At 65.8% G+C, this 23,059-nt stretch carries 29 protein-coding genes; 20 read left to right on the forward strand and 9 right to left on the reverse strand.

Annotated elements, in window-relative coordinates:
* Positions 1-111: 111 nt before the first annotated feature.
* On the reverse strand, positions 112-429 hold the full coding sequence (gene sugE, locus ACYPYD_RS07330; protein ID WP_459662635.1) for a quaternary ammonium compound efflux SMR transporter SugE: 318 nt from the start codon (positions 427-429) through the stop codon (positions 112-114).
* A gap of 232 nt (positions 430-661) precedes the next feature.
* On the opposite strand from sugE, the gene ACYPYD_RS07335 reads away from it, so the two are divergent.
* The gene (locus tag ACYPYD_RS07335) at positions 662-898 is read left to right on the forward strand and encodes a DUF2312 domain-containing protein (protein WP_008827998.1); all 237 of its coding nucleotides are present in this window, start codon (positions 662-664) and stop codon (positions 896-898) included.
* Positions 899-964: 66 nt separating this feature from the next.
* On the opposite strand, the gene ACYPYD_RS07340 is transcribed toward ACYPYD_RS07335, so the two are convergent.
* The gene (locus ACYPYD_RS07340; RefSeq protein WP_459662636.1) at positions 965-1,681 is read right to left on the reverse strand and encodes a CPBP family intramembrane glutamate endopeptidase; all 717 of its coding nucleotides are present in this window, start codon (positions 1,679-1,681) and stop codon (positions 965-967) included.
* 95 nt (positions 1,682-1,776) lie between these two features.
* Between ACYPYD_RS07340 and ACYPYD_RS07345 the strand changes: the two genes are divergently transcribed.
* From ACYPYD_RS07345 to ACYPYD_RS07400, 12 genes are all read left to right on the forward strand, one after another.
* A complete protein-coding gene (locus tag ACYPYD_RS07345; protein WP_069708234.1) occupies positions 1,777-2,094 on the forward strand; it encodes a heavy metal-binding domain-containing protein in 318 nt (105 codons plus the stop codon).
* A gap of 104 nt (positions 2,095-2,198) precedes the next feature.
* The gene (locus tag ACYPYD_RS07350) at positions 2,199-2,963 is read left to right on the forward strand and encodes a YebC/PmpR family DNA-binding transcriptional regulator (RefSeq protein WP_459662637.1); all 765 of its coding nucleotides are present in this window, start codon (positions 2,199-2,201) and stop codon (positions 2,961-2,963) included.
* A gap of 1 nt (position 2,964) precedes the next feature.
* Positions 2,965-3,315 (forward strand): DUF3147 family protein, encoded by a 351-nt coding sequence (locus ACYPYD_RS07355; RefSeq protein ID WP_069708233.1) that lies wholly within the window; start codon positions 2,965-2,967, stop codon positions 3,313-3,315.
* A 4-nt stretch (positions 3,316-3,319) separates the two neighbouring features.
* Positions 3,320-3,796, forward strand: a complete 477-nt coding sequence (gene ruvC, locus ACYPYD_RS07360; RefSeq protein WP_008827993.1) for a crossover junction endodeoxyribonuclease RuvC — start codon at positions 3,320-3,322, stop codon at positions 3,794-3,796.
* Between the two features lie 231 nt (positions 3,797-4,027).
* The gene (gene ruvA / locus ACYPYD_RS07365; protein ID WP_459662638.1) at positions 4,028-4,633 is read left to right on the forward strand and encodes a Holliday junction branch migration protein RuvA; all 606 of its coding nucleotides are present in this window, start codon (positions 4,028-4,030) and stop codon (positions 4,631-4,633) included.
* A gap of 5 nt (positions 4,634-4,638) precedes the next feature.
* The gene (locus ACYPYD_RS07370) at positions 4,639-4,806 is read left to right on the forward strand and encodes a ribbon-helix-helix domain-containing protein (RefSeq protein ID WP_155986278.1); all 168 of its coding nucleotides are present in this window, start codon (positions 4,639-4,641) and stop codon (positions 4,804-4,806) included.
* Positions 4,803-5,216 carry a hypothetical protein gene (locus ACYPYD_RS07375; protein WP_459662639.1) on the forward strand — a complete coding sequence of 138 codons (414 nt, stop codon included), beginning with the start codon at positions 4,803-4,805 and terminating at the stop codon, positions 5,214-5,216. Before ACYPYD_RS07370 ends, ACYPYD_RS07375 begins: the two co-directional genes overlap by 4 nt.
* Positions 5,213-6,241, forward strand: coding sequence for a Holliday junction branch migration DNA helicase RuvB (ruvB, locus tag ACYPYD_RS07380; RefSeq protein WP_008827990.1), 1,029 nt, complete (start codon positions 5,213-5,215; stop codon positions 6,239-6,241). Before ACYPYD_RS07375 ends, ruvB begins: the two co-directional genes overlap by 4 nt.
* A gap of 262 nt (positions 6,242-6,503) precedes the next feature.
* Positions 6,504-7,502, forward strand: a complete 999-nt coding sequence (locus tag ACYPYD_RS07385; protein ID WP_459662640.1) for a PEP-CTERM sorting domain-containing protein — start codon at positions 6,504-6,506, stop codon at positions 7,500-7,502.
* Between the two features lie 173 nt (positions 7,503-7,675).
* The gene (locus ACYPYD_RS07390) at positions 7,676-8,707 is read left to right on the forward strand and encodes a glycosyltransferase family 2 protein (protein WP_069708227.1); all 1,032 of its coding nucleotides are present in this window, start codon (positions 7,676-7,678) and stop codon (positions 8,705-8,707) included.
* 10 nt (positions 8,708-8,717) lie between these two features.
* A complete protein-coding gene (locus ACYPYD_RS07395; protein ID WP_459662641.1) occupies positions 8,718-9,110 on the forward strand; it encodes a GtrA family protein in 393 nt (130 codons plus the stop codon).
* On the forward strand, positions 9,107-10,618 hold the full coding sequence (locus ACYPYD_RS07400; protein ID WP_459662642.1) for a hypothetical protein: 1,512 nt from the start codon (positions 9,107-9,109) through the stop codon (positions 10,616-10,618). The genes ACYPYD_RS07395 and ACYPYD_RS07400 overlap by 4 nt, the downstream gene beginning before the upstream one ends.
* Here ACYPYD_RS07400 and ACYPYD_RS07405 read toward each other — a convergent pair.
* The 4 genes from ACYPYD_RS07405 to ACYPYD_RS07420 are packed head-to-tail and all read right to left on the reverse strand — an operon-like array spanning position 10,606 to position 14,936.
* Positions 10,606-11,841, reverse strand: a complete 1,236-nt coding sequence (locus ACYPYD_RS07405) for a DUF1214 domain-containing protein (protein WP_459662643.1) — start codon at positions 11,839-11,841, stop codon at positions 10,606-10,608. The genes ACYPYD_RS07400 and ACYPYD_RS07405 overlap by 13 nt on opposite strands.
* A 1-nt stretch (position 11,842) precedes the next feature.
* Positions 11,843-12,640: a sugar phosphate isomerase/epimerase family protein gene (locus tag ACYPYD_RS07410; RefSeq protein ID WP_459662644.1), complete on the reverse strand. Its 798-nt coding sequence runs from the start codon at positions 12,638-12,640 to the stop codon at positions 11,843-11,845.
* Positions 12,641-12,646: 6 nt separating this feature from the next.
* Complete coding sequence (locus ACYPYD_RS07415) at positions 12,647-13,813, reverse strand: sulfotransferase family protein (protein WP_036526411.1); 1,167 nt, start codon at positions 13,811-13,813, stop codon at positions 12,647-12,649.
* A 4-nt stretch (positions 13,814-13,817) separates the two neighbouring features.
* Positions 13,818-14,936: an LLM class flavin-dependent oxidoreductase gene (locus ACYPYD_RS07420; RefSeq protein WP_459662645.1), complete on the reverse strand. Its 1,119-nt coding sequence runs from the start codon at positions 14,934-14,936 to the stop codon at positions 13,818-13,820.
* 143 nt (positions 14,937-15,079) lie between these two features.
* On the opposite strand from ACYPYD_RS07420, the gene ACYPYD_RS07425 reads away from it, so the two are divergent.
* The 3 genes from ACYPYD_RS07425 (at position 15,080) to ACYPYD_RS07435 (ending at position 17,884) form a co-directional block, all read left to right on the forward strand.
* A complete protein-coding gene (locus ACYPYD_RS07425; RefSeq protein ID WP_459662646.1) occupies positions 15,080-16,192 on the forward strand; it encodes a helix-turn-helix transcriptional regulator in 1,113 nt (370 codons plus the stop codon).
* A 119-nt stretch (positions 16,193-16,311) separates the two neighbouring features.
* Positions 16,312-17,064, forward strand: coding sequence for an SDR family oxidoreductase (locus ACYPYD_RS07430; protein ID WP_051211533.1), 753 nt, complete (start codon positions 16,312-16,314; stop codon positions 17,062-17,064).
* Positions 17,065-17,077: 13 nt separating this feature from the next.
* Positions 17,078-17,884 carry an SDR family NAD(P)-dependent oxidoreductase gene (locus tag ACYPYD_RS07435; RefSeq protein ID WP_459662647.1) on the forward strand — a complete coding sequence of 269 codons (807 nt, stop codon included), beginning with the start codon at positions 17,078-17,080 and terminating at the stop codon, positions 17,882-17,884.
* A 12-nt stretch (positions 17,885-17,896) separates the two neighbouring features.
* On the opposite strand, the gene ACYPYD_RS07440 is transcribed toward ACYPYD_RS07435, so the two are convergent.
* The gene (locus ACYPYD_RS07440) at positions 17,897-18,421 is read right to left on the reverse strand and encodes a VOC family protein (RefSeq protein ID WP_459662648.1); all 525 of its coding nucleotides are present in this window, start codon (positions 18,419-18,421) and stop codon (positions 17,897-17,899) included.
* A gap of 128 nt (positions 18,422-18,549) precedes the next feature.
* On the opposite strand from ACYPYD_RS07440, the gene ACYPYD_RS07445 reads away from it, so the two are divergent.
* The 4 genes from ACYPYD_RS07445 to ACYPYD_RS07460 all read left to right on the forward strand — a co-directional run bounded on the left by ACYPYD_RS07445 (position 18,550) and on the right by ACYPYD_RS07460 (position 22,078).
* Positions 18,550-19,350 (forward strand): SDR family oxidoreductase, encoded by an 801-nt coding sequence (locus tag ACYPYD_RS07445; RefSeq protein WP_459662649.1) that lies wholly within the window; start codon positions 18,550-18,552, stop codon positions 19,348-19,350.
* Positions 19,347-19,772, forward strand: coding sequence for a nuclear transport factor 2 family protein (locus tag ACYPYD_RS07450; RefSeq protein ID WP_008831317.1), 426 nt, complete (start codon positions 19,347-19,349; stop codon positions 19,770-19,772). The genes ACYPYD_RS07445 and ACYPYD_RS07450 overlap by 4 nt, the downstream gene beginning before the upstream one ends.
* 41 nt (positions 19,773-19,813) lie before the next feature.
* Positions 19,814-20,959 carry an aminotransferase class I/II-fold pyridoxal phosphate-dependent enzyme gene (locus ACYPYD_RS07455; RefSeq protein WP_459662650.1) on the forward strand — a complete coding sequence of 382 codons (1,146 nt, stop codon included), beginning with the start codon at positions 19,814-19,816 and terminating at the stop codon, positions 20,957-20,959.
* A gap of 672 nt (positions 20,960-21,631) precedes the next feature.
* The gene (locus tag ACYPYD_RS07460) at positions 21,632-22,078 is read left to right on the forward strand and encodes a hypothetical protein (protein ID WP_008831315.1); all 447 of its coding nucleotides are present in this window, start codon (positions 21,632-21,634) and stop codon (positions 22,076-22,078) included.
* A 198-nt stretch (positions 22,079-22,276) separates the two neighbouring features.
* Here the strand turns inward: ACYPYD_RS07460 and ACYPYD_RS07465 are convergent, their stop codons facing one another.
* Both ACYPYD_RS07465 and ACYPYD_RS07470 read right to left on the reverse strand, forming a co-directional pair.
* The gene (locus tag ACYPYD_RS07465) at positions 22,277-22,444 is read right to left on the reverse strand and encodes a LuxR C-terminal-related transcriptional regulator (protein WP_459662651.1); all 168 of its coding nucleotides are present in this window, start codon (positions 22,442-22,444) and stop codon (positions 22,277-22,279) included.
* 17 nt (positions 22,445-22,461) lie between these two features.
* On the reverse strand, positions 22,462-22,917 hold the full coding sequence (locus ACYPYD_RS07470; protein ID WP_459662652.1) for a hypothetical protein: 456 nt from the start codon (positions 22,915-22,917) through the stop codon (positions 22,462-22,464).
* Positions 22,918-23,059: the final 142 nt, after the last annotated feature.

Consider the following 23,059-nt stretch of genomic DNA (forward strand, 5'->3'; position numbering starts at 1 on the left):
CTGATCCGGGACCGCTGGCCGTGAACGGCCTACTTGGCTGCGCGCGCTGCGATCTCTCACCGAAAGACAGCCACCGGTCCCGGATCAGGTCCGGGACGACGAGCCTGCCTGTCAGGGCGTCGCCACCTTCATCAGCACGATCCCGCTGAGGATCAGTCCGGCGGCGAGCAGGCGCATGGCGCTTGCCGATTCGCCCATGAACACGATCCCCGCCGCGAAAGCGCCCACCGCGCCGATGCCGGTCCACACGGCATAAGCCGTGCCCAGTGGCAGGGACCGCATCGCGGCGGCGAGCAGGCCGAAGCTCGCCAGCATCGCGGCCAGAGTCACGACGCTGGGCCACAGGCGCGTGAAGCCCTCCGACTGTTTCATGGAAAACGCCCAGACCACTTCGAGCAGGCCGGCGATGGCGAGAAGAATCCAGGGCATTCGGCAATCTCCTTATGAGGCGATTCCCGGGCCGTCCCGGACTTGAAGCTCCGTCGAAGGAGACGCACGAACGTGGTCGGCGCACTGGCCAGATAGGAAAGTGCGGCTTTGGGGGCAACCCTTTGCGCGTCCTCCACATGATTTCCACAGGGGGGCGCTTTGCCCGAATCCTGTTGTCTCGCTATCAGCGCCGCCAACCGATTCACCAGCATTTACCGGAGCACGTACCCCCATGGCCGAAACCACCGACGATCGCCTGCGCCTGCTGATCGAGCGCGTCGAGCGCCTGGAAGAGGAAAAGAAGGGCATCTCGGACGATATCCGCGACGTCTACAACGAAGCCAAGGCCGTCGGCTACGACGTCAAGATCATGCGTGCCATCGTGCGCCTGCGCAAAATGAAGCCCGACGACCGCCGCGAAATGGACATGCTGCTCGACACCTACAAGTCGGCCCTCGGCATCGACTGATCTTCATTCCTCCCCGAGCTTGCTCGGGGAGGGGAACCTCCCGCGCAGCGGGTGGTGGTGGGGGCGTCAGCTCCCCAGTTGCACCAGCACCATGGCTGCGGCATTGGCGCAGCCGTGCTGGAGCATCGAGGCCGGAAGGCCGATGCGCTGGCGCGTGAAGCCCAGCAGCACGCCTGCCCACAATTGCGGCAACACCATCGGCAGCGCGAGCGCGGATATGGTCGGGTAGTTCATCAGATGGACGCCTGCGAACAGCAGCGCCGCCAGCCAGAACACCGCCGGATAAGCCGCCGCATAAGTGGAAGACGTCGGACGCTTGCGCAGCCACAGCCACCCTCCGACAGCGGCGACCACGAGCGCCAGCAGCGATCCTGCCAACACCAGCGGCTGCAGTGATTTCGCCATGACGGCCAGCCCCGCGAACAGGCCGAAGCACGCCAGCAGCCATAGCGCGCGGGGGCGTCCGGTCTGCCAGCCGCGGAAGATCATCTCCTCCAGCACCGGTGCGATCACGATGGTGATCGGCAGCAGCCAGCCTGCCGGCAGCTTGTCGAAGGCGTCGGGCAGCGGCTGGCCCATCGTCTTCTGGTAGAGCCCGAGCAGCGGCAGGATCACCAGCAGAAGCCCGCCGATGTGCAGCACCGTCAGCAGCGCCAGCCGGGGCCATGCCTCACGCGACCGCAGGCCGATGGGCGCAAGTATGCGCGGCCGGGCGACGAAGCTCGCCAGTTCGCGCAGCAGGGCAGAGGGTACTGAGGAGCTTGTTTCGATCCGGGTCGCCATGCTTCGTTCTATCCCCGATTTCCTTGCCAATTCGTTGTCTTGCCAGCACCGTGAGACGGTGCAACCTTGGCGGTCCAGCGAAGGAGAGCGCGCCGATGATCGTCACCACCACTCCCACCGTCGAAGGCCAGCCAGTCCGTGACTATCTGGGTATCGTCACTGGCGAAGTCATCGTCGGCGCCAACCTCGTGCGCGATCTCTTCGCCGCCGTCACCGACATCGTCGGAGGTCGCTCCGGCAAGTACGAGGAAGTCCTCCAGCGCGCCCGCCGCGAGGCGTTGAAGGAAATGGAAGCGGAGGCGGAGAAGCTGGGCGGCAACGCCGTGGTCGGCGTGGACATAGACTACGAGGTGATCGGATCGCACGGTTCGATGCTGATGGTAAGCTGTTCCGGAACTGCCGTCGTCGTGTAGCAGGCCGACTCCGGTTGCCCTTTGGGGTGCCCCTGTTGTAAGGCCCGCGCCACTTCATTCATCGCAAAGACCCGTGGACTCATGGGCAGGCAACGAGCGGACCGATGGCAGGCCATTCCAAATTCAAGAACATCATGCATCGCAAGGGTGCGCAGGACAAGAAGCGCTCGGCGCAGTTCTCCAAGCTCAGCCGCGAAATTACCGTCGCGGCGAAGATGGGCATGCCCGACCCGGACATGAACCCGCGCCTGCGCGCCGCCGTCAACGCGGCCAAGGCGCAGTCGATGCCCAAGGACAACATCCAGCGCGCGATCGACAAGGCGAGCAAGGGCGACGCCGAGAACTACGAGGAAGTGCGCTACGAGGGCTACGGCCCCAGCGGCATCGCCATCATCGTCGAGGCGCTGACCGACAACCGCAACCGTACTGCTACCAACGTGCGCACCGCCTTCGCCAAGAACGGCGGCAACCTCGGTGCCTCGGGCGCGGTTTCGCACGGCTTCGAACGCCTCGGCCTGATCGAGTACCCCGGCAGCGTGGGTGACGAGGACAAGGTCCTCGAAGCCGCGATCGAAGCGGGCGCCGAAGACGTGCAGAGCGACATGGGCGACGGCGACGAGAACCCTGGCAGCCACCAGATCTGGGTTTCGGTCGATGCGCTCCACGAAGTCGCGCGCGAGCTGGAAAAGATCCTGGGCGAAGCCGAAGGCGTCAAGCTGGCATGGAAGCCCAACCTCACCGTCGATGTCGACGCGGACACCGTCAGCACGCTGATGAAGCTGGTCGACACCCTCGAAGACGACGACGACGTCCAGACCGTCTGGGGCAACTACGAGATCTCGGACGAGGTCATGGAAACGCTCGGCTGATATGCTGGCACTGATCGCCCGCGCCCTGCTTTCGGGCGTTCTCATCGTGGCGATCGCGGAAATCGGCAAGCGCCTGCCTGCTCTGGGCGCGCTTGTCGCTTCGCTGCCGCTGGTCTCAGTACTGGGCATGATCCTGCTGTGGCAGGCGCGCCCGGATGCCGAGAACATGGCGGTTCATGCCGGGGCGACGTTCTGGTACGTGCTCCCCTCGCTGCCGATGTTCCTGCTGATGCCGGTTCTGTTGCGCAATGGTCTGGGGTTCTGGGCCTCGCTGCTGGCCGGGTGCGTGCTGACCGTGGTGCTCTATTCGCTGATGATGCATTTCGGGCCGCGGCTCGGGCTGAAGGTCTGACACCATGATTATCCTCGGCATCGACCCCGGCCTGACCTGCACGGGCTGGGGCGTCGTCGCCAAGAGCGGCAGCCGCCTCAGCCACGTAGCCAACGGCCAGATCCGCACCAACGCCAAGGCCGGAATGGCCGAGCGGCTGGTCGAACTCGACGCCGCGCTGACCGATGTGATCCTCCAGCACCGGCCCGATACCGGCGCGGTGGAGGAAGTCTTCGTCAACGTGAACCCGCAGTCGACGCTCAAGCTAGGGCAGGCGCGCGGTGTCGCGATGCTGTCCGTGGCGCGCGCCGGGATTCCGGTGGCGGAATATTCGACCAAGCTGGTGAAGAAGGCGATCGTTGGCACCGGCGGGGCGGCGAAGGCGCAGATCCAGGCGATGCTGATGGTGCTGCTGCCGGGCGTTAAACTGGCGGGCGAGGACGCCGCCGATGCTCTGGCGGTGGCGATTACTCATGCGAATATGCTGGGTAGTCACCGATAAAAGGGAAGTCCTGGGGCCATCGCCCCAGACCCCCAAACTGTCGTCGTCGCGCGCGCAGCAGCGGCGGCCTCACATTGCGCCGCAGGCTTTTAATGTCTCCCGGCTCACCGTCTGACATGACGAAGCGGCGCGCGTGGCCTCGACAGTTCACGGGGTGCAGGGGTGGTAAACCCCAGCCTTCTTCTCTTTTCCTCTGGCGCCCCGAATCCCTTCCTGCCATAGGAACAAACCATGATCGCCAAGCTGACAGGATTGCTCGACGACACCGGCGCCGACTGGGCCATCATCGACGTCAACGGCGTGGGCTACCTCGTCCATTGTTCGGCGCGAACGCTGGACCATCTCGGTATCCGGGGTGATCGCGTCGTCGTCCATACCGAGATGCAGGTTTCGGAAACCGACCAGCGCCTGATCGGCTTCACGTCCGGGGCGGAGCGCAACTGGTTCCGCCTGCTGACGGCGGTGCAGGGTGTCGGCTCGAAGGTAGCGCTGGCGATCCTCTCCGCTCTGACGACCGAGGAACTCCAGCGCGCCTGTGCGGGCGGCGACAGCGCCATGGTGGCGCGCGCGAACGGCGTCGGGCCGAAGCTGGCGAGCCGCATCGTCAACGAACTCAAGGACAAAGCCGGCGGCATGCCCACCGCGCCGGGGGCGTCCGGCATCGTGGCGGTGGCGCCTGCGGGCTCGGCCAGCGCCGATGCGGTCTCGGCCCTGCAGAACCTCGGCTTCAAGCCTGCGGTGGCGGCGACGGCGGTTGGCAAGGCGGTCGATCAGCTTGGTGAGGATGCGGCGCTGGGCGATCTCATGCGCGTGGCGCTGAAGCTGGCGACGGGGTGAAGATCATGTCTCAGGTCAAACTCGACATTCCTGCAGAGCAATTACAATGGATCGAAAAAAAGGTTTCGCAGGGGCGCTTCCTTGATGCTGCTGAATATGTCCGGCATCTTGTTCGCCGTGATTTGGAGCGCACAGAGCAGGAAGCGACCGCATCGGGGCATCCGCTCAAATGAGCTTCGTGGATCAATACGAGGATCGACAGCCGCCGCGGATGCTGCCGACGATTTTTGGGATCTTAGCAAGCCCGATTAGCATCGCCATTGTGCTATGCGTTATATCTTGGTCCTTTGCGCTTGGATTTATCGGACTGGCATTGCCGCTATGCCTTTTGGTCGGTGTTCCCGTAGCGCTCGGTGTCAGAAAGCGAATGACGCTGACGTTTCCAAATTGCGCACTGGCGGGCGGCACGTCCGGGTTCCTGACCGGGCTTATGATCATGATCGTCGCGGCCATACGCGACACGTATTATGAAATTGGCAGCTCTTTCTTCATACTGACCTTTGGTGGCGTTGTGTGCGGAGGCATAGCTTTCCCGTGGATCAGATGGATGGATCTGCGCTTTCCAGCTACAGGCCATTCATGACCGACAATCCCATCCTTTCCCCCAATCGCCAGGTCGAGGACGCCGATGCCGCGCTTCGGCCCAAGACGCTCGCCGAGTTCGTCGGGCAGGCGGCGGCCAAGGACAACCTGCACGTCTTCATCGAAAGCGCCAAGTCGCGGCGCGAGGCGATGGACCATGTGCTGTTCTTCGGGCCTCCGGGCCTTGGCAAGACGACGCTGGCGCAGATCGTCGCGCGCGAACTGGGCGTGGGTTTTCGCGCCACTTCCGGTCCGGTCATCGCCAAGGCGGGCGACCTCGCCGCGCTGCTGACCAATCTGGAGCAGGGCGACGTCCTGTTCATCGACGAGATCCACCGTCTCAATCCCGTGGTCGAGGAAGTGCTCTATCCGGCGATGGAGGACCGCGCGCTGGACCTCATCATCGGCGAAGGTCCGTCGGCGCGCTCGGTGCGGATCGACCTGCCGCCGTTCACGCTGATCGGCGCGACGACCCGGCAGGGCCTGCTGCAGACCCCGCTGCGCGACCGCTTCGGCATCCCGGTGCGCCTGCAGTTCTACACCGTCGAGGAACTGGAGAAGGTCGTCAGCCGCGGCGCGGGCCTGCTCGGCATCGGCATCGACAAGGGCGGAGCGACCGAGATTGCCCGCCGCGCACGCGGTACTCCGCGTGTCGCGGGGCGCCTTATGCGGCGGGTGCGCGATTTCGCGCATGTGGCGGGATCGGACACCATTACCCGTGCGATCGCCGACGATTCGCTCACCCGGCTGGAAGTGGACGCCATTGGCCTTGATGCGCAGGATCGCCGGTATCTGCGGATGATCGCGGACATCTATAAGGGCGGCCCGGTGGGCGTGGAGACGCTGGCGGCGGGACTGTCCGAACCACGCGACACGATCGAGGAAGTGATCGAGCCGTACCTCATCCAGTTGGGCCTCGTTGCCCGCACGGCACGGGGACGTTGCCTCAATGATAGGGGATGGAGCCACCTTGGCATGACCCCTCCTGCGGGGCCGCAGGGCGGGTTGTTCGATTCGGAAGGGTGAGTGCGCCAGGCGGCACATTCGCCGCAAAAGCGTCGGTCTGCTTTACAACCCGCTGAACTAACAGTCCCGTTTCGGTACACCCTCTGAGTTAGAATGATAAATTAACCCAGTTTCCCGCATCGGGACGGTGAATTGCGGGTGAATGACGTTGCCGCATTAACGTGTCTCTGCGTTGTTTCTGGCAGATGGATGCACGGTAGCCCGAAAGGGCCTTCGGGCCTCCGGTGCGAAACAAAGAGAGCAACGCGTTATGTCGGTTCGGATGGCCCTTGCTAAACTGTCTGCCTGTGCGGCGGGCTGTGCCGTGATCGGCGGCGGTGCCGTTCACGTCGCCGAGACGCAGTCGGCGAAGACCGAGTACCGCAAGGTGAAGATGGCCAAGGCCGCTCCGGTAAAGAAGCGTCCGGCCCAGCGCCTCGTCCGCAAGGACCAGCCCCGCACCACCAAGCGCGTGCGCAAGATCATCAAGCGGACCTGCTGCGACCAGCCGCAGATGGCGATGGTGCCGATGCCCGCGCCGTACATGCCGCCCGCGCCGGGTCCGTCCTACTCGGGCGGCAGCGGCGGCGCGCCAGTAGTGATCGGCGGCGGTGGTGGCGGCTTCGGCGGCTTTGGCGGCGGGTTCTTCGGCGGCTTCTTCGGAGGCAGCGGCGGCGGTGGCGGCGGCAACGTCGTGATCACCTCGACCAGCAGCGGCGGCGTGACTTCCACGACCGGCGGCGTCACGTCCACCACGGGCGGTGTGACCTCGACCAGCGGCGGCGTGACCTCGACCTCCAGTTCGAGCACCGGTGGCCTGACCTCCACGACGACCACGGGCGGGCTGACGTCCACGACCACCACCGGCGGGATCACCTCGACCACGTCGACCAGCTCGGGCAACGTGACCAGCACCAGCAGTTCCAGCTCGTCCTCGTCGTCTTCCAGCTCCAGCTCCAGTTCGTCCTCCAGTTCCTCAAGCGGCGGTGACGATCATTCTTCCGGCGGCGCGACCTCCACGGGATCGTCCAGCGGTTCGTCGTCCAGCTCGTCTTCGTCGTCGGGGTCTTCCTCGACTTCTGGCGGCTCGAACGGTTCGACCTCGTCGAGCAGCTCCAGTTCCTCGTCTTCCTCTTCGTCGTCCAGCTCGTCCTCGGGTGGTTCGACCACGAGCACGTCGGGCGGCACCGATGTACCCGCTCCGCCGATGCTGATCCTGTTCGGCGCGGCGGCTGCAGCGATCGTGGGACGGCGCCGGCTGGCGCGCGCGAAGGCGGCCTGACATCTGAACACGGGGAGGGCGACGCCAAAGGCGGTGCCCTATGTGGAAGGGCGAGGTTCGCGGACCTCGCCCTTTTCATATGTTTTGCAAGGCCAGGCGTCTTTTACGGCCGGTTAACCAGAAATGCCCGATACGGCCTCTCGAAGCACAGCCGAGTTTCGCGGGGCCGATTCATGAAGATGGAACCTATCCTGCCGTTCGCCGAACGGACCTGCCCACGCCTCTCGGTGGTGGTGCCATGCTATAACGAGGAGGCCGTTCTCCTCATGCTGGAAGCACGGCTCGCGGCCGCCTGCCGGGAACAAGTGGGCGAGGACTACGAGATCGTTCTCGTCAATGACGGCTCCACTGATCGCACCTGGCCGCTGATCTGCGTGCTGGCCGAGCGCAACCCGCGGGTTCTCGGCGTCGATCTTTCGCGCAACCATGGGCAGCAATTGGCGGTGACCGCCGGGCTTCAGATATGCCGCGGCGAACTGATCATGATGATCGACGCAGACCTGCAGGACCCTCCGGAACTTCTTGGCGCAATGATCGAGAGGATCGAGGCGGGCGCGGACGTCGCATATGGCCAGCGCGTGGCGCGGCACGGTGAAAGCGCTTTCAAGCGGGGAACCGCATCGCTTTTCTACAAATTGCTCAACCGATTGTCGGAGCAGAACATCCCCGTCGATACCGGCGATTTCCGGCTGATGACCCGGCGCGTGGTCGATCAACTCAACGCCATGCCCGAGCGTTGCCGCTTCATGCGCGGCATGGTCAGCTGGCTGGGGTTCGAGCAGGTTGCCGTACCTTACGAACGCGATGCGCGCAGGGCGGGTGAAACCAAGTACTCCGTGCGGCGCCTGATGAGCCTTGCCATCGACGCCATCACGAGCTTTTCGACGGTGCCCCTGCGGCTGGCCTCTCATCTCGGCGTCCTGTCGGGATTTGCGGGGTTCGCACTCCTGTTCTGGGCGATCTGGCGCTGGTCCGAGAACGGCGTGATTATCGGCTGGACCAGCACGATCGCGGTCATGCTGATCATGGGTAGTATCCAGCTGATCATCCTCGGCGTCTTCGGCGACTACCTCGGGCGGCTCTATATCGAAAGCAAAGGGCGGCCGCTGTTCATCGTGCGCGAGGTGCGCAGCCAGTCGCGGGCGAGCGAGCGCGGACCTGTGGTGATGCCGCTGACGGTCGGCGCCTTCGATCCGCGGGTCTGACGTCCTGCCGATGACCATGATGATGGCCGCGTTGCGCTTCGGGCTGGTGGGTGTGCTGAACACGATCGTCGGGTTGGCCGTCATCTGGGCGCTGCTGCGGCTGGGGGTGGGCGACTATCCGGCCAACGCCTGCAGCTACGGAGTGGGTGTGTGCTGCTCCTTCGTGCTCAACCGGACCTGGACATTCGAGGTGCGCGGGCCGGTCGCTTCCACGGAAGTGGCGCGGTTCCTGACCGTCTTCGCGCTGTCCTACGGCGCGAACCTGGGCATGCTGACGCTGATGCGCGGGCTCGGCTTCGCGCAGAGCCTGATCGGGCAGGGCGCGGCGATGGCGGTTTATTCGGCCTGCTTCTTCCTCCTGTCCCGCCATTTCGTCTTCGCTCCGGGGCGCGCCGCGCGATGACGGGGCAGTCGGGAACGATCCCGCTGCGCTGGTGCGCGGCGCTGGTGCTGCTGGCCGCCGTGCCGCTGTTCTGGCCGGTGGTGCCGCCGCTGACCGACCTGCCCGGGCACATGTCGCGCTACATGGTGCAGATGGACGGCGGACGCAGCGCCGATCTGGCGCAGTGGTACAGCTTCCGGTGGGGCCTGCTCCCTAACCTCGGCGCCGATCTGCTCGCCTGGGTGTTCGAGCCGATCGTCGGCCTGAGGCTGGCGGTGAAGGCCATTGCGATCCTGATCGTGATGCTGCAGGTCGCGGGTTACCTTTGGCTGTCGCGCGCGGCGCATGGGCGGGTGGCGGTGACCGCGCTGTTCGCGGTGCCGCTGGCGCTGGGCAATCCGTTCCAGTTCGGGTTCCTCAACTTCACGCTGGGCATGGCGCTCGTCACGCTCGCACTGGCCTGGTGGATCAGTCCGTCGATGGCGGACAACCCGCGGCGGCGCTGGCTGGTGTTCTGCCTGGTCGCCTGCGTCATCTGGGTGTGCCATCTGGCCGCATGGGCGACTTTGTGCGTGCTGGTCGGGTGTTGTGAACTGGCCGGACGTTTCGAGCGATCCGGGCGCCTGTTGCCGGCGCTGTGGGGCGGGTTCCTTGCCAGCACCTGCCTGTTGGTGCCGCAGCTGGCGAGCATGGCGTGGCCGAACCCGGCCGGGCACCTGCCGAACGAGAACTGGTTCCGGCTGGGGCTCAAGATCTATCACTTCGCCAACGTTCTGGCGGATCGATGGGACGCCTGGGATTACCTCTGCGCGGCCGGACTGCTCGCCCTGATCGTGGCTGTCTGGCGCTCGCCGCGCTTTGCCCTGCACAAGGGGTTGGCGCTGGGCACGATCGTGCTGCTGGTGGTGTTCATGGTCATGCCGGGCACGATCTACGGGTCGGCCTATGCCGACATGCGCCTGACGCCCATGATCTATGCGCTGGCGCTGATCTGCGCGCGGCCGCTCGACCTTGGTGCGTGCAGGCAGCGGATGCTTGTGGTCGCCGGGATCGCCTTCGTGGCCTTGCGCCTCGTCGGCAACACGGTGAGCATGGCCGCCTGGGACGAGCAGATCAGCAAGGAGCAGGCCGTGGTCGAGCACGTCCCGCGCGGCTCGCAGCTGCTGACCTTCATCGCGCTGCCTTGCGTCAACTTCATCCGGCAGCAGGCGCGGGTGCGCGATGTTCACGTCGCCAGCTATGCGATGATGCGCCGCCATGCCTTTGCCAACGACCAGTGGGCGATGCGGGGCGGTCAGCTCATGAGCATCGACAACCCTGCCGCCGGTCCCTTCATCGACGCGCAGACCGGGGCGCTGGTCGGCGAGAGTTGCCAGGGGTTCAACCAGCTGCTCACGGCGATCGACCGGGTGCCTGACGGCATTCCCCGGTTGTGGGTGGTCTGGCACGTGCCCGAACTGCCGCTCGCCGGGTGGCGGCCGGTGGCGCGCTCGGGAGATTCCGTGCTGTACCTTCGTCAGATGCCATAGCGGCGCTTGACCGCACGGTAGCGTTCAAGGCGCATCACCTCGCGCTCGGCCGGATCGACCAGGGCGGTGTCGGCCGGGAGATGCTCGATCAGCCGGTTCCTCGGTACGAGCCGGGTCTGGAACCTTGCGGTGTCCTGCGTCAGCAGGTTGCGATAGGTCAGGTTGCCCTCCCGAAACCGCTGCGTGTCGAGCCAGTTGTGCACGCCCGGATCGTCATGGGCGAGCACCAGCCGCACCACGCCGTCGCCGTCGACGCGGGTGCGCGCCGGGGTGTAGCTGACCGGCCGGTGCAGGAAGTCCATCGAGCCCATGAAAGCGCCGCCCATGCCGAAGATCCAGAAGCCGGGGTGCGCGTCCATCTCGACGATCAGCGCCTCGTCCGGTTCCAGCCGCCAGACCATGTGCGCCGCCATCCGCCCGCGCTTCGCGTCGGAGGCATCGTTGGCAGTCCGGTCGGGAGGGAAGGCGCCCAGCGCATGCGGATCGCACACGCCGCGCGAGGTCAGCCACGAATGCTCCGGCCAGTCGTGCATCAGGCCGGTGACGAAGGCACCCGCCCAGTCCATCGCCTCGATCATTTCCGCAGATGTGGGCAGCGGCTTTGCGCCTGCGGTGTCCAGTGCTTCGATGGTCAGGGAGGTGGGGGTTTCGTCCCAGCCGTCGAAGGCTTCGCGGATGAACAGCTTGCGGCTGCCCGGCGTGGTCGGGAGCCAGTTGCCCGGCCGGGGTTCACCGCCGACGAAGAGTTCGAAGTCGCCTCGCGCGTCCGCCTCGATCTGCGCGCCGAGGATGTTGCACTCGGGAATGTCGCCGAAGGGCTCGTGAAGCGAGGGCCAGTCGGTGCCGGGGATGGTCTCGGGGCGCGGGCCTTGCACGGTGATGTTCAGCCAGCGCGCGGTGCCCTTGCGGCCGGTCAGGCGGTACGTGCGGTTTCCGTCGATCCAGGCCTGCCGATACGTGAAGTCGGCGACGTCGCCCCCCAGCTTGCGTGTCGGCGTGACGAAGGGGTGTATCTGCGGGAACGCGGTATCGCGCGTCTCCAGCGCGAGGTCGAAGGCCTGCCCCAGATTCTGCGTCAGGAAGCGAAAGGCGTCCGCGCGCTGGAGCGGATTGGCGGGATTGGCGTCCTTGAAGGCACTGTGACCAGCGCTTTTCAGGCGGTCGCAGAATTGCTCCCATGCCACGCGCAATAGGGCATCGTCGGGTCCATCGCCAAAGGCCATGTCAGGCTCCCAGTCGGTCGAGCATGTCGGAAAGGGCGCGGGCGGCGCGCGTGCAGGCTTCGCGCGGGCCTTCCGCCTCGATGCGCGGGCCTACGAGTTCGAGGTCGAACAGCCCGGTGTAGCCAAGGTCGAGCACATCGCACAGGATCGCCTCGAGCGGGATCGCGCCATCTCCCGGCACCGCGCGGCAGGGCGTGCTGCGATCGCCGAGCACATAGTCGCTGACTTGCACCAGCCCCGCCAGCGGCATCGCGTCGGCCAGCTTTCCGCGCAAGTCGGCCTCGGTCCAGCATGCATGCAGTTCGACGCAGACATCGATCGCGGCCATCCGGGCGAGGCGGACGGCATCGGGCAGGGTGTGGGGCATGTGGATGTCGGCGTTGAGCGGAGAGGCGTTTTCCACCAGCAGGCGAATCCCCGCCCGCTGCGCCGCATCGCGGCAGGGGGCGAGCAGGTCGGCGAAGCGCTGTGCTGCGGCCTCCCAGGACAGTGCACCGCGTCCTCCGGTGAGGAGATAGATTGCGGGCGCGCCCACTTCAGCCGCGACCTCGATAACACCGAGCAGGTTCGCCGCCGCCTTCCCGGTGTCGCGTTCAAGGTCGGGATGGAGGGCGAAGAGGTGGTTGATGCACCCGATCTGCACCGGGCTTTCGCGTGCCGCCGAGCGGGCTTCCTTCGTTTGCAGGCACGGCGCGGCGAGTGTGCAGTGCTGCACGCCGATGCTGCGGCAGAAGTCCAGGAAATCTGCGGTTGGCTCGGTGATCAGGGCCACCTGATGCAGGCTGACGCGCGGGTGCATCGGCGGTTACCTGCGCACTTCGATCGGCACGCCGAAGCGCTCGCGGAAAGGCGCGAACTCGGCGTTGAGGTCGTCGATGCAGTAGCCGGCGTCGATGAGCACCCGCGTCGAGTAATGGAACTTGCCATGCCGATCGCCGCGATTCTCGGCGAGGTAAGCGCGCATGGCGTCCTCCTGTCGCGGCCCGAATGCGCGGTCGGCGAATCGGTAGTAGCCGCGCACGGTGCCGATGGGATCGGCGACGAAATCGGCATAGCGCACGTGATGAATGCGCGGGTCATCAACCAGTGGGTCGGTCATGGTATGGCCGATCGACCAGCGCACGCGTTCGACGTGCGCGCGCGCCTCTTTCACGAGGTCGATCGGACCGACGATGCCTTCCATGATGTCGGCCATCATCATCGTCGAACTGGCCGCGACCATCACCGGGTCGCGGTGCAGCCAGACCAGCGTGGCGTCGGGATAGGCGTCGAAGAACGCCGCAAGGCGCGTGGTGTGAAAGCCCTTGAGCACCCAGTATTTGCGCGGGCGACGGAACTGGAAGGCCTGCAGCATGGCCTTGTGGATGCGGTACTGTGCGACTGGATCGGTAGGCAGGCCCATCGACAGGTTCTGCATCGGCACCCGCCACCAGGCGGTGGGCGTCATCACGCGAAAGTCGAAAGCCCAGGTCCGCTCGTCTTCGGGCAGGCCGTGGCCGAGCATGTCATTGTAGGGGTGGCAGTGCAGCCACTTGGCCATCTTCGCGTTGATTTCCCGCCATTCCTCGTCGGCGAGACGGTAGCGAGGGTCATCGCCCGTAACGGTCCCGGGCGGCGGCGATGGGTGCATGACCTCGGCGAAGCGCAGCGCCCGCGCATCCGGGTCCACCGACATCAGCGCATGCATCAGCGTGGTGCCAGATCGAGGCTCGCCGCTGGCGAACATCGGCCGTTCGATCACTTCGTCCGCCAAAGGAAACGCGCTGCGATCGTGGAAGAAGCGCAGGCGGTCGGTGAGCAGCCAGTGGATGTTGCGCGCTGCCGACTGCCGGCCCGCCTCGTCCATGGGGATGGTGTCGATATGCGCCACGGCAAGGGCGAAGCGTTCGGGAAAGCCTTCGTCCGCCCAGTCTGTCAGACCGGTTTCGTCGATCGCATGCTGCAGCAATTGCTGCGGTTCGAGCGCAGCCATCGGATCAGCCCTCCACCAGCCGGGCGATCTCGTCCTCGGTCTCCCGTACCTTGGCGGCGGAAGTGGCAGCGAACTTCATGCCGCCCATCGCGCCGTATTCCATCAGCTTGTAGACGCGCATTCCGGCATCGGCGAAGGCCTTGATCTTCAGCGCCACTTCCTTCGGTGTGCCCACAGGGAGTATGTCGCGGATGGCCTGCGGGTTCATGGCCTCGCAGAATTTCAGCATCGCCTCGCGGCTGAGCTTGACCGGATCGAAGTCCATGATCCCGCGCCAGTCCGGACCCATCGGGTGGTCATGCCCGAACTGGGCAAGGTCCTTCGCGGTGATCATGAGCACGATCGACTTCACCATCGGCGCGCGCAGCATTTCGTCGATCTCGTCCGGCTCGCCGATCAGCGCCATCTGGGTGATCGCGGGCGTGAAATGGCTCATGTCCCGCCCGGCCGCGTCACCCGCATCGAGGATGACCTTGAGCTTGGCCGCGTAATCCTCGGGCGTCCACGCACCCGCCGGCCACCAGCCGTCCGCCTCGCGTCCGGTGATGCCCAGCATCCTTGGTCCTGCCGAGCCCAGCCAGATCGACGGGGCCTTGCCGTCGTAAAGCTCGGTGTCCATGCGGGCGTGGTGGAGGTGAAAGAACTCCCCTTCGAAATCGACCGGGCCATCGGCATGCCACAGCAGCTTGATGACCTTGATCGCTTCTTCCAGCCGTCCCACCGGCTTGGCGAAGTCGAAGCCGTAAGGCACCGTGTTCTCCAGTTCGCCCGAGCCGAGACCGAGGATGAAGCGCCCCTTCGACAAGTGGCTGATCGTCAGCGCCGACTGCGCCAGCAGCGAGGGATGCCGCCGCACGGTATCGACCACGGTGGTCGCGAGCGGGGTGTTCTTCGTAAGCACCGCCGCCGCCGCGCTGACCGCCATGCCGTCCAGATGCCGGTGCGGGCTGGGGGAGGAGAGGGCGAGGTCGGTGAACTCCGGCGTCCAGATCGAGTCCGGCCAGAAGCTGACCATGTGGTCGGGCAGCCAGATCGAATGGTAGCGGCCCGAATCGTACTCCCCCACCATGTCGATGCCCAGCGGAAGCGTCGTGCGCAGGAAGGCGGCAGGCTGGACTTTCATCGGCTCATCTCCCTGAGGCGGGGGCTGCAGTGCATCGCAGGCACGATGGGTGCCGGACGCCTCTTTGTTCGGGGGCCATGGGTGGGCTAGGCGCCGGCCGAAGCAAATTCCCATTTGGGGATGAGGCGATGTCCTGTGAGAGCGTGTCTGTCGAAAGTCTGATCGTCCCGTTGATCGCCCCCCTGATCGAGGGTCTGGTCGAAGATCCGCCATGGCGCGGTTTCCTCGACGCTTTGCGCGCTGCGGTTGCGGGTGACTACGCCAGCCTGGTGTTCCGCCCGCTGCCGCTTGGTACGCCCGAGGCCCGCGTGATCCACCTCTATTCGGGGGCGCCGTCGCCGCCGCGGGTGTCGCGGCACTATCGCGAGAACCTCTACTTGCGCGATCCGATGCCCTATCATGAGATGACGGAAGGGCGCACGTATCGGCTAGACCAGCTGCTGCATTTCGGCGAGCCCGCCCACGACGCCTATCTGACGCAATTGCTGGTGCCATCGGGCATGAACCATATGCGGATGATCCGCTTTGCCGAGAAGTCGGGCACGAGCGGCTGGATCACCGTCACCCGGCGCGAGGGCGATTTCGGCCGGCAAGTCGACGGCCTGCTCGAAGCGCTGGTGCCATACATGCGCGTAGCGTTAGGCAGTTTCGTGGCGCTGGAGCGGGAGCGTATGACCGCTGCCGTCGCGCGCGAGGCCGTGCGGCGTCTGAACTTCGGCTGGCTCACGCTCGACGGCGAAGGGCGCGTACTCGACGCAGATGCGCAGGGTTCCCGCATGTTGCAGGCGGGCGATCGCATCGCGCGGGCGAAGGACGGCAGGCTAACCGCCCGCGACACGGCGCTGCGCCGCCAACTGCTTGCTGCGGTGCGAGAACTGGCGATCGATCCACAGGCGCGGCCGCGTGCGATCGTGCTGTCGCATGAGCCGTGGCTCGACCTGCTGCTGGTGCCTTCGGGCCAGCGGATGGGGACGACACAAGCTGCGCCGGCGATCGTGTGCTACCTGCATGCCGACAACTGGTCGTCCGCCGATCGCTGCGAGCAGCTAGCCCAGCTTTTCGATCTTGCGCCCAGCGAGGCGCGGCTGGCGCTGGCCTTGAGCCGAGGCATGTCGATCAGCGAGGCCGCGCCGGAGCTGGGGCTGACGGTGGAATCGGCGCGCACCTATTCCAAGCGGATCTACGCCAAGACCGGCGCGCGGGGGCAGGCGGACCTCGTGCGGTTCATCCATCGTTCGGTTCTGGTGATCGCGTGATCGGATACATCATTACGGGCCCGCCTGAGCGATTATAACAGGTGTTCAGCATTTTTCGTTGACTGTACGCCCGGCGGGCTTCAGCCAATGCATACGAAACGAATGGGAGAATGCCGCCGATGACCAAGCTCCTTGCAGGAAAAGTCGCGCTCGTGACCGGGGCATCGTCCGGCATCGGCGAAGCGGCGGCGCTTTGCCTGGCAGAGGCAGGTGCGGCCGTCGCCATGTCGGCCCGGCGGGCTGAGCGGCTCTCCGGCCTCGTCGCCAGGATCGAGGCGGACGGCGGTACGGCGCTGGCCATCCCGGGCGACATGACGGTGGAGGACGATGCCCGCCGCGCGGTGGCCGAAACCGTCGAGAAGCTGGGCCGAATCGACATCCTGATCAACTCGGCCGGGATCATGGAAGCCGGGGGAATCGAGAATTGCGATACCGCGATCTACCGCCGGGTCATCGACATCAATCTGATGGGGACCGTCTACACCTGCACTGCCGCCGTGCCCCACATGCTGGAACAGGGTGGCGGTGACATCATCACCATTTCATCGCTCGCGGGCCGTAAGGGCGGTCCGATGACGAGCGCTTATTCCGCCAGCAAGCACGCGGTGAACTTCATGACCGATGCGATGCGGCAGGAACTGGGCGGCCGCAACGTGCGCGTCACCACGCTGATGCCCGGCGCGACCGAGACCGAGGTGGGCGACAACATCTCCGATCCAAACTGGCGCGCCGCGATCCAGGCGCACGTCGCCAAGGAAGGCGCGGTGAAGCCGAGGGACATCGGCGAGGCCATCGTCTTCATCGTGGCGATGCCGCGTCGCACGAACATCTCGGAAATAACGATCCGGCCGACGATCGACACGTCGGCCTGAAGGGAGAGGGAAGATGGCCGGAAGGCTTCAGGACAAGATCTGCATCATTACCGGCGCCGGGTCCGGGATGGGGCGCGCGATGGCGCGGCTGTTCCATGCGGAAGGGGCGAAGCTGCTGCTCGCCGACATCTCGGGCAAGGAGGACGAAGTGGCTGCCGATCTCGGCGGCGAGGTCGTATCGATCCATTGCGACGTCTCCAGCGAGGCGCAAGTCAAGACGATGATCACAAGGGCCGAGGAGAGCTTCGGCAGGCTCGACGTACTGTGCAACAACGCCGGTTTCGGCGGCGGGATGGCGCCGCTCCACACCCAGACGACCGAGCTGTGGGACAAGGTGCACGCCACCAACATCCGGGGCGTGTTCCTCGGCATGAAGTACGGCATCGAGTCCATGCTGAAGACCGGCGGCGGAGCGATCGTCAACACCAGTTCGGCTTCGGCGGTGATCGGGTGGAAGCACCACAGCGTCTACAGTTCCGCCAAGGCGGGCGTGCACCAGCTAACCAAGGTCGCGGCACTGGACTATTCGGACAGCAACATCCGCGTGAACGCGGTGGCGCCGGGGACGATGTGGACGGGGCTGGTCGAGGCATCGAAGACGCATGATGCGCCGCCAGAGGGTTTTCCGACGCTCGCCGGGATACCGATGGGGCGCTGGGGCCGCGCAGAGGATATCGCATTGGCCGCGCTGTTCCTCGCCAGCGACGAGGCGGCCTACATCACCGGGGTGATCCTGCCGGTGGACGGCGGCTATTCGATCGGATTTTCCGGCATGGGGGCGGAGCGGCCCGGGATCGTCAGTGGCAACAGCGACGGGTAGCTGGGCGCCGACCTAAAGCCAGGGCGCCACCGGTATGTCCGTCAGCGAGGGATCGGCCCACAGATACTCGGTGAAATGGCCGATCCTCCTGCGCGTATCGACGTAGCAGAAGCACAGCTTTGCTTCGTCGGACGGCTTGGCCGGGAACTGCAAGGCAAGCGCGTCCCCGCTGGCGCGCGCGTCCTGCAGCAGGGCCTGCCATTCAGCGTAAGGCCCCGGCACCGCGATCCCTATGTGGTGGAAGGCGAGGACCTGCGCCGACAAGTCCGCCGCGTCCGTGTAGATTTCGGTGATGCCCGAGATCGGCTCGATGATCTCGAACTGGCGCAGGCCGCCGGGGTCGCCGATATTGGCGATCGCTGACTTCACGCCCAGCCTGCGCGTTTCGCCGTAGGAGAGGACCTCGATCTCGGATTCGCTGCGGCGCAGGCCGGTGATGCCCAGTTGCGTCTCGGCGTGCACGATCGCCGCGTCCATGTCGCGCGTGGCGTAGCTCATCTGGATGAGCCGCCCGTAGCGCCTGCCGATATGCGTCATGGCGACGCCTCTCCCTGTTCTCATCGTCCCGGCGGTGATGACCGGCGGCCTTGGCGATTGCAAGATAGTGTCCGCTTCTTCAAAATTCCCACAAGGCGGCAAGGCCGCGCTGAGGAGAGGCAAAACCCATGGATTTGAGCGAAGCAGGACACGCGTTCGTCACCGGCGGCGCAAGCGGCATCGGCCTGGGTATCGTCGATGCGATGGTCCGCAAGGGGCTCAAGGTGACGATCGCCGACATCGATGCCGAGCGTCTCGCCGCAGTGCTGGCCGATCGCGGTGGGGCCGTTCGCGGCGTCGTCCTCGACACCCGCGATCGTGAGGGCTGGGCGCGCGCGAAGGCCGAGGCGGAAGGTGTCTTCGGCCCGGTCGATGTGCTGGTCAACAACGCCGGCATCGCTCCCAACGGCCGCGAATTCGCGGACATGGACCCGGCCAGCTTCGACCGCATCGTGGCGATCAACCTCACCGGCATTGCCAACGGCGTCTTCACCTTCGCCGCCGATATGCGGGCAAGGGGCAAGGGGCACGTGGTCAATACCTCCTCGCAGGCCGGTCTCACCGCGAGCGTGCCGGGCGTCGGGGCCTATGCGGTCGCCAAGTTCGGGGTAACTGCGCTCACGGAGGCGTTGAGGCAGGAGATGGCTCCTCATGGCGTGGGTGTGTCGCTGCTTTGTCCGGGTTATGTTGCCACGAACCTGGCCGAGAACACCCGCAAGGTCGGAGGCGAAATCCGCCAGTATGCGGGCGCCATGCCGCCCTCCGGCGTGACGGCCGAACATATCGCCATGATGGTGCTGGCGGGCATCGAGGCCGACGAACCGTGCATCGTCACCCATGCCCGCGTCTGGCGCAGCGTGGAACCGCGTTTCACGGCGATCCGCGCGGCCTGCGAACGCCGCGACGCAGTGCAGGGCGCCGCTGCATGACCGAGGAACGGTTCGCCCGGATCGAGGCGCAGATCGCCATCGCCGACCTCGTCCACGGCTACGCGCGGGCCGTGCGGCGCGAAGCCTATGAGAGCATCCCCGCTCTTTTCGCCCCGACCGGGACCTTCGAAGTCCGATCCGGCGCGCCCGATCGCACCGAATATGCCGTGCGCCAGCGGTTCGAGACACCCGAGGCGCTGGCCGCCTTCCTCCTCGAAGGGAAGGGCCGGCCGCATCCCGTGCCGCTGATCCATAATCTGATGGTCGAGGTCGCCGGAGACACCGCGCGGGCCAACGCCATGATGGTGGCGCCGATCACCGGCACCAACAAGCAGGTGACCGGCGAATATCACGACAGCTTCGTGCGGCTGGACGGCTGCTGGCTCTTCGCCGCGCGCATCTACACCATCTTCGCGGCCTGACGCGCATTGCATGACGCCTGCACGGCGCGTAGCAGGCGTGCATGATCGCGCACGTCGAACCCTTCCACGCCACGACCATCGGCCGTCTTGCCTACGAACTCGCCGCCGAGGGGCGCGACGTGATCCACATGGAATACGGCCAGCCCTCCACGGGCGCTCCGGCCGCGGCCATTGCCGCGGCCCATACGGTGCTCGATGCCGAGGCCGGTGGCTACTGGGAGAGCCCGGCGCTGCGCGAACGGATCGCGCGGCACTACGCCGAGGCTTATGGCGTAGTGGTCACGCCCGAGCAGGTATTCCTGACCTGCGGTGCCTCGCCTGCCTTCGTGCTGGCGCTGTCCTGCTGCTTCCGCCCCGGTGCGCGAGTGGCGCTGGCCCGGCCGGGATACGTCGCTTACCGCAATGCCATGCGCACGCTCTATATCGAGCCGGTCGAGCTGCCCTGCGGCCCGGCCGAGCGCTACCAGGTCACCGCCGCCGCCCTTGACGCGCTCGATCCGGTGCCCGAGGGGCTGATCCTTGCCAGTCCGGCCAACCCCACCGGCACCGTCATCGCGCCGGAGGAACTCGCGGCCATCGCGCAGGTCTGCGCGCGCAAGGGCATCACTGTGATCTCCGACGAGATCTATCACGGCCTGACGTACGGCATGACGGCCGACTCCCTGCTCCAGCACGTGCCCGAGGCACTGGTGGTGAACAGCTTTTCCAAGTGGTTCTCGATGGCCGGCTGGCGGCTGGGCTGGCTGGTGGTTCCTTCGCGTCTGATCGAGGCTGCGCGCGCACGGATCGCCAACCTGTTCCTGACCCCGCCGGTGCTGGCGCAGCACGCGGGGCTGGTCGCCTTCGACTGCACCGAGGAACTGGAGGGGCACCACGCCAATTACGCGCGCAATCGCGAACTGCTGCTGGCCGCGCTCCCCCGTCTCGGCCTGCAGCGCATCGCGCCGCCGGACGGGGCGTTCTACATCTGGGCCGACATCGGCCACCTGACCAACGACAGCTTCGCCTTCTGCCGCCAGCTCCTTGCCGACACCGGCGTCGCCACCGCGCCGGGCATCGACTTCGACCCGGTCGATGGCAACCGTTTCATCCGCCTCAGCTTCGCCGTCTCCACGCTGGAGATCGAGGATGCGATCGAGCGCATGGTGCCTTGGTTCGCTGCGCGCGGGAACACTGTCGGCGTTTGACATTGGTTTGCTGATACGATCCTGCATGGCTCATAGTCGAGAGAAGGGCAGTATGATCGTCACCGGCCGCGGCCTGCGCGCGCGGGGGCGAATCACTTTGCGAGCAAGCCTGCGAGACTGCCGATAGAGTGCGGCAAAGGCTGCACGAGGTCGATGGAGTGCGATTCGCGATGGCGCCGATGCCCGGCATGGCGGCATTTTTCGGAGTGATGGATTCTGTGCCGGTACCACAGTCCGGTGACCGGCCGACCACGTGCCCGCGCCCATGCTTCGCGCAGATACGGATGCTCACCCGGGCAGCCGTCATGCGCACGATTTCAGAAAGTCATGTGATCTGCACCTGGACAATATCGGGACGCGACATGGAGTTACTGCCCCAACGCTCGCAAGGACGGGTGCGGGGCGTCGATACCGGACACGATCTGGGCCCCGCCGAACCGGCCCGGTTCGCGGATAAAATTGCCGCGACAACCCGTCCCTAGCGGCGGTTTGCCTAAGGAAATTTCCGCAAGGGGTCTGCGCAGCCGTGAATACACGGGTGTTTCACCTAGCCTCTATAAGATGTAACAAGGCGGGACAGCGAATCCGGGCTACAGGGAACTGCGTATTGACGCTGGGCCAGGTCTGGGGACTGTGGCGCACCCTTCGGACGCGAAAGACAACGATAAGGCAATGGCAAGTACTTCGAACAGTGTCGGCAGCGATCGCGTTCATGCGCGCCGTCTGCGTGACTTCCTCCACGATTGCGCGGGCAGTGCCGCCTGCGAGGAGATCGACCGTATTCGCGAAGCGCTACACCTGCTGAGCGGCAGTGGCGTCGACGGAGCCGTACCGCTCGACCGCGTACGCATCAACGCCATGCTGGACTGCGGCGCGGGGATGAGCGCCGTGCTGGAGATCATCGGTCCGGACATGCCGTTCATGCTTTCGCGGGGCGGTCACGATACTTGTCTTGCGACCGTGGTGCCTCCGGGCGGCTCCGAGGAAGCTATCGCGGAAGGTTCGACGCTCGCGCTCGCTATGCTGGCGGGCCATGTCGCGGCGGTGCTGGCGAAGGGTGAACGCGGCGCTCATGCCGCAGATGTTCCGCTGGCCTCGGCCTCCATCCGACTGCACTGACACCGCCGGCCCCAAACGATCCCGCGACAGGCCCGGTCGGGAGGGGAATACGACCGGGCCCGCATCGTCGTCCGGAGATCAGGCGACTGCGGATCAGGCGTCGGCGCCTTGGCAACGGGTGGCGCCGACAGCTTTGATGTACCGCGATCGTGGCTAACGGCTCGTTCACGCACGCCTAGGGACATTGCCGGATTGGCGTCAGTTCACGAGGGATGCCTCGATCGCGATGCGGCTCGCGACGGACGTGTGATTGGCGCCCAGCTTGTTGAGCATGTTGGCGCGGTGGGTTTCAACCGTTCGCGGGCTGATCGAGAGTCTTTCTCCTATCAGGCGGTTGGACAGGCCGCTGGCGACGCTGCCCAGCACTTCGCGTTCCCGCCGGGTCAGGCGATGTAGTCGATCGCGCCATCGAGGATGGCCTGGACGATGCGCTGCGCGCCGGACTCCTCGAAGAAAGCGATGTTCGGAAACCATTCGCCGTGGCTGGCCATGCTTTCGATCAGATCGTCGATCGCGCCCGCCTGGTCGTGGATCTCCGGATTGGCGGCGATCGGGTCTTCTGGGCCGGCCATGGCGGCGAGGATCATCGCCAGCGACGTCTCGTTGACGGGGGCGGCGTAAGTGACGGAGGTGTGGCTCGCGCCTTCGCGCACTATCCCCGGCATGTTCCCACGCGAAAGGCTGACGCGGCGGCGGCGCGGTTTCCCGGGTGTGTGATCGGCCGCATCGCGAAAATCGATTGCAGCGGTGTCGAAAAGAGAGGCGGCAATGGCGCTCGCGCGCTGCATCACCGGGCCGTGTAGGCGGAGCTTGTCGTGGATGCTCGGCAATCCGGTCATATCGCGCTCCTTCTAGAATTAACCGTGTTCTGAAGGTGCTTATGAGGAGCGGACGGCAAAGAGAGCGGTAATTTAGGGGGGGGGAGATGTGCTTAATAATTGCCGTCAGAAGGACGATCTAAATGGGCCGTCGTCCCGGACT

Source organism: Novosphingobium sp. 11B, from assembly GCF_054589055.1.

Coding starts and splice junctions, on each gene's coding strand:
- ACYPYD_RS07395 (WP_459662641.1), top strand. CDS start 8,718: ATGACCATGATGATGGCCGCGTTGCGCTTCGGGCTGGTGGGTGTGCTG.
- ACYPYD_RS07370 (WP_155986278.1), top strand. CDS start 4,639: ATGTCTCAGGTCAAACTCGACATTCCTGCAGAGCAATTACAATGGATC.
- ACYPYD_RS07345 (WP_069708234.1), top strand. CDS start 1,777: ATGATCGTCACCACCACTCCCACCGTCGAAGGCCAGCCAGTCCGTGAC.
- ACYPYD_RS07355 (WP_069708233.1), top strand. CDS start 2,965: ATGCTGGCACTGATCGCCCGCGCCCTGCTTTCGGGCGTTCTCATCGTG.
- ACYPYD_RS07440 (WP_459662648.1), bottom strand. CDS start 18,421: ATGACGCATATCGGCAGGCGCTACGGGCGGCTCATCCAGATGAGCTAC.
- ACYPYD_RS07385 (WP_459662640.1), top strand. CDS start 6,504: ATGGCCCTTGCTAAACTGTCTGCCTGTGCGGCGGGCTGTGCCGTGATC.
- ACYPYD_RS07390 (WP_069708227.1), top strand. CDS start 7,676: ATGAAGATGGAACCTATCCTGCCGTTCGCCGAACGGACCTGCCCACGC.
- ACYPYD_RS07420 (WP_459662645.1), bottom strand. CDS start 14,936: ATGAAAGTCCAGCCTGCCGCCTTCCTGCGCACGACGCTTCCGCTGGGC.
- ACYPYD_RS07470 (WP_459662652.1), bottom strand. CDS start 22,917: ATGACCGGATTGCCGAGCATCCACGACAAGCTCCGCCTACACGGCCCG.
- ACYPYD_RS07435 (WP_459662647.1), top strand. CDS start 17,078: ATGGCCGGAAGGCTTCAGGACAAGATCTGCATCATTACCGGCGCCGGG.
- ruvA (WP_459662638.1), top strand. CDS start 4,028: ATGATCGCCAAGCTGACAGGATTGCTCGACGACACCGGCGCCGACTGG.
- ACYPYD_RS07410 (WP_459662644.1), bottom strand. CDS start 12,640: ATGCACCCGCGCGTCAGCCTGCATCAGGTGGCCCTGATCACCGAGCCA.
- ACYPYD_RS07415 (WP_036526411.1), bottom strand. CDS start 13,813: ATGGCTGCGCTCGAACCGCAGCAATTGCTGCAGCATGCGATCGACGAA.
- ACYPYD_RS07460 (WP_008831315.1), top strand. CDS start 21,632: ATGGCAAGTACTTCGAACAGTGTCGGCAGCGATCGCGTTCATGCGCGC.
- ACYPYD_RS07335 (WP_008827998.1), top strand. CDS start 662: ATGGCCGAAACCACCGACGATCGCCTGCGCCTGCTGATCGAGCGCGTC.
- ACYPYD_RS07340 (WP_459662636.1), bottom strand. CDS start 1,681: ATGGCGACCCGGATCGAAACAAGCTCCTCAGTACCCTCTGCCCTGCTG.
- sugE (WP_459662635.1), bottom strand. CDS start 429: ATGCCCTGGATTCTTCTCGCCATCGCCGGCCTGCTCGAAGTGGTCTGG.
- ACYPYD_RS07450 (WP_008831317.1), top strand. CDS start 19,347: ATGACCGAGGAACGGTTCGCCCGGATCGAGGCGCAGATCGCCATCGCC.
- ACYPYD_RS07455 (WP_459662650.1), top strand. CDS start 19,814: ATGATCGCGCACGTCGAACCCTTCCACGCCACGACCATCGGCCGTCTT.
- ACYPYD_RS07445 (WP_459662649.1), top strand. CDS start 18,550: ATGGATTTGAGCGAAGCAGGACACGCGTTCGTCACCGGCGGCGCAAGC.
- ACYPYD_RS07400 (WP_459662642.1), top strand. CDS start 9,107: ATGACGGGGCAGTCGGGAACGATCCCGCTGCGCTGGTGCGCGGCGCTG.
- ACYPYD_RS07430 (WP_051211533.1), top strand. CDS start 16,312: ATGACCAAGCTCCTTGCAGGAAAAGTCGCGCTCGTGACCGGGGCATCG.
- ACYPYD_RS07405 (WP_459662643.1), bottom strand. CDS start 11,841: ATGGCCTTTGGCGATGGACCCGACGATGCCCTATTGCGCGTGGCATGG.
- ACYPYD_RS07375 (WP_459662639.1), top strand. CDS start 4,803: ATGAGCTTCGTGGATCAATACGAGGATCGACAGCCGCCGCGGATGCTG.
- ruvC (WP_008827993.1), top strand. CDS start 3,320: ATGATTATCCTCGGCATCGACCCCGGCCTGACCTGCACGGGCTGGGGC.
- ruvB (WP_008827990.1), top strand. CDS start 5,213: ATGACCGACAATCCCATCCTTTCCCCCAATCGCCAGGTCGAGGACGCC.
- ACYPYD_RS07350 (WP_459662637.1), top strand. CDS start 2,199: ATGGCAGGCCATTCCAAATTCAAGAACATCATGCATCGCAAGGGTGCG.